Source organism: Inquilinus limosus MP06 (assembly GCF_000767795.1).
Lineage (GTDB): Bacteria > Pseudomonadota > Alphaproteobacteria > DSM-16000 > Inquilinaceae > Inquilinus > Inquilinus limosus_E.
Genome location: NZ_JANX01000700.1, coordinates 1 through 2,802, shown reverse-complemented (window position 1 = coordinate 2,802; position 2,802 = coordinate 1). Strand labels below are relative to the sequence as shown.

Below are 2,802 nucleotides of genomic sequence, written 5' to 3'. Positions count from 1 at the left end.
CCGGCTCCGGGGCACGACCGTTCGCCCGAGTCGGCCGCCGAGTTCGGTGCCGTGCTGGACCAGCGCTTCACCTTCGACAATTTCGTCGTCGGCAAGCCGAACGAGCTGGCCCATGCCGCCGCCCGCCGGGTGGCGGAGGCCAACAGCGTCACCTTCAACCCGCTGTTCCTCTATGGCGGGGTCGGCCTCGGCAAGACCCACCTGATGCACGCCATCGCCTGGCACATCCGGCAAAAGCATCCGGAGCGGCGCGTGCTCTACATGTCCGCTGAGAAGTTCATGTACCAGTTCATCCGTGCCCTGCGGTTCAGGGACACGATGACGTTCAAGGAGATGTTCCGGTCGGTCGACGTGCTGATGATCGACGACGTGCAGTTCATCTCCGGCAAGGACTCCACCCAGGAGGAGTTCTTCCACACCTTCAACGCGCTGGTGGACCAGAACCGCCAGGTGGTGATCTCGGCCGACAAGTCGCCCTCCGACCTCGAGGGGATGGAGGAGCGGCTGCGCTCCCGCCTCGGCTGGGGCCTGGTCGCCGACATCCACCCCACCACCTACGAGCTGCGCCTGGGCATCCTGCAGGCCAAGGCGGAGACGGCGCGGGTCGAGATCCCGGCCAAGGTGATGGAGTTCCTGGCCCACAAGATCACCTCCAACGTGCGCGAGCTGGAGGGGGCGCTGAACCGCATCACCGCCCATGCCGAGCTGGTGCACCGGCCGATCACCCTCGAATCGACCCAGGAGCTGCTGCACGACCTGCTGCGCGCCTCCGACCGCCGGGTCACGATCGACGAGATCCAGAAGCGGGTGGCCGAGCACTACAACATCAAGGTCGCCGACATGCATTCGGCCCGCCGCGCCCGCACCGTGGCCCGGCCGCGCCAGGTGGCGATGTACCTGTCGAAGCAGCTGACCCCACGCTCGCTGCCGGAGATCGGCCGCAAATTCGGCGGGCGGGACCACACCACGGTGATGCACGCCGTGCGCAAGGTCGAGGAGCTGTGCAGCGAGGACCGTTCCTTCGCCGAGGATGTCGAGCTGCTGCGCCGCATGTTGCAGGTCTGACGAACTCAATTCCGTCAATACGTTAGAAGCCGTTGTGAAGGTGGCGGCGCGATCCGGGACAGGCTGGGCCGCTGCCCGGGATCGCCGCGCCCGCCCCACCCCCTCGCCGGGACCTGGAAAACCGCGGCGAAAACCGCGGTGGACGGCGCGCGCGACACTCGCCACCGCCGCCGGCTTTCGGCTATAGTGCGCCCCCGCCGCGTCGGCCGGGCCCCTGCCCGTCCCGATGACCCAGTCCGGCGGCCGGCATCGTCGAAGTGGAATCGGGATGAAGCTGATCATCGAACGTGCCGCCCTTCTCAAGGGCCTGAGCCATGTGCAGAGCGTCGTCGAACGGCGCAACACCATCCCGATCCTGTCCAATATCCTGTTGCGCGCCGATGGCGGCGCGCTGCGCCTGACGGCCACCGACATGGATCTCGAGATCGTCGAATCCGTGCCGGCGGAGATCCAGGCCGCGGGTGGCACCACCGCCCCCGCCCACACCCTCTACGACATCGTCCGCAAGCTGCCCGACGGCAGCCAGGTCGAGATCGAGACCAACCCCGACGGCGGGTCGCTGACCCTGCGCGCCGGCCGGTCGAACTTCCGGCTCGGCTGCCTGCCGGTCGAGGATTTCCCGAGCATGGCGGGCGGCGACCTGAGCCACCGCTTCACCATCGCCGCCGGCGACCTGCGGGTGATGATCGACCGGACCAAGTTCGCGATCTCGACCGAGGAGACGCGCTATTACCTGAACGGCATCTACCTGCACGCCGCCACGGCGGACACGGTGCCGGTGCTGCGCGCCGTGGCCACCGACGGCCACCGCCTGGCGCGGGTGGAGATGCCGCTGCCGGACGGCGCCGACGCCATCCCCGGCGTGATCGTGCCGCGCAAGACCGTGATGGAGCTGCGCAAGCTCCTGGACGAGAGCGGCGAGACGGTCGAGGTGCAGCTGTCCGAGACCAAGACCCGCTTTACCCTGCCGGGCGCAGCGGGCGACGGCGTAGTGCTGACCTCGAAGCTGATCGACGGCACCTTCCCGGAATATGAGCGGGTGATCCCGAGCGGCAACGACAAGATCCTCGAGGTCGACGCCAAGGAGTTCGCCAAGGCGGTCGACCGCGTCTCCACCATCTCGACCGAGAAGAGCCGGGCGGTGAAGCTGACGATCGAGAACGGCTCGCTCACCCTCTCCGCCAACTCGGCCGAGCAGGGCAGCGCGACCGAGGAGATCGAGGTCAACTACGAGGCGGCGAAGATCGAAATCGGCTTCAACAGCCGCTATCTCCTGGACATCACCCAGCAGATCGAGGGCGACGGCGCCCGCTTCGCCATGGCCGATGCCGGGTCGCCGACCATCGTCCGCGACACCGCCGATTCCAGCGCGCTGTACGTGCTGATGCCGATGCGGGTGTGACGGCTTGAACCAAGCGCAGCGGCCATGTGAGGCGAAGCATCCGCTTCGGATGCCTTGAGCCATATGTCCCAGGACCCCATGCCGGAGCAGGCGGCCGCCTCGTCCGGGCGCCCCTCTCCCTTCGGAGCGGGGGCCCGGATCGCGGTGACGCGCCTGGTGCTGACCGAGTTCCGCTGCTACGGCCAGCTGCGGATCGACCTCGACCCGCGCCCGGTGGTGCTGACCGGGCCGAACGGCGCCGGCAAGACCAACCTGCTGGAGGCGGTGTCGTTCCTGTCGCCCGGCCGCGGCCTGCGCCGCGCCCCGCTGCCGGAGGTGACGCGCCGCCAGGCGGC

At 68.7% G+C, this 2,802-nt stretch carries 3 protein-coding genes; all 3 read left to right on the top strand.

The features are described 5' to 3' along the window. A partial coding sequence (dnaA, locus tag P409_RS31065) for a chromosomal replication initiator protein DnaA (RefSeq protein WP_052121604.1) occupies window positions 1-1,065 on the top strand: 1,065 nt, incomplete at its 5' end. A 268-nt stretch (window positions 1,066-1,333) separates the two neighbouring features. Beyond that, window positions 1,334-2,467 (top strand): DNA polymerase III subunit beta, encoded by a 1,134-nt coding sequence (gene dnaN, locus P409_RS31060; RefSeq protein WP_034847573.1) that lies wholly within the window; start codon window positions 1,334-1,336, stop codon window positions 2,465-2,467. Window positions 2,468-2,545: 78 nt separating this feature from the next. Continuing rightward, the coding region (locus P409_RS31055; RefSeq protein ID WP_152613644.1) for an AAA family ATPase at window positions 2,546-2,802 on the top strand (257 nt) is incomplete at its 3' end.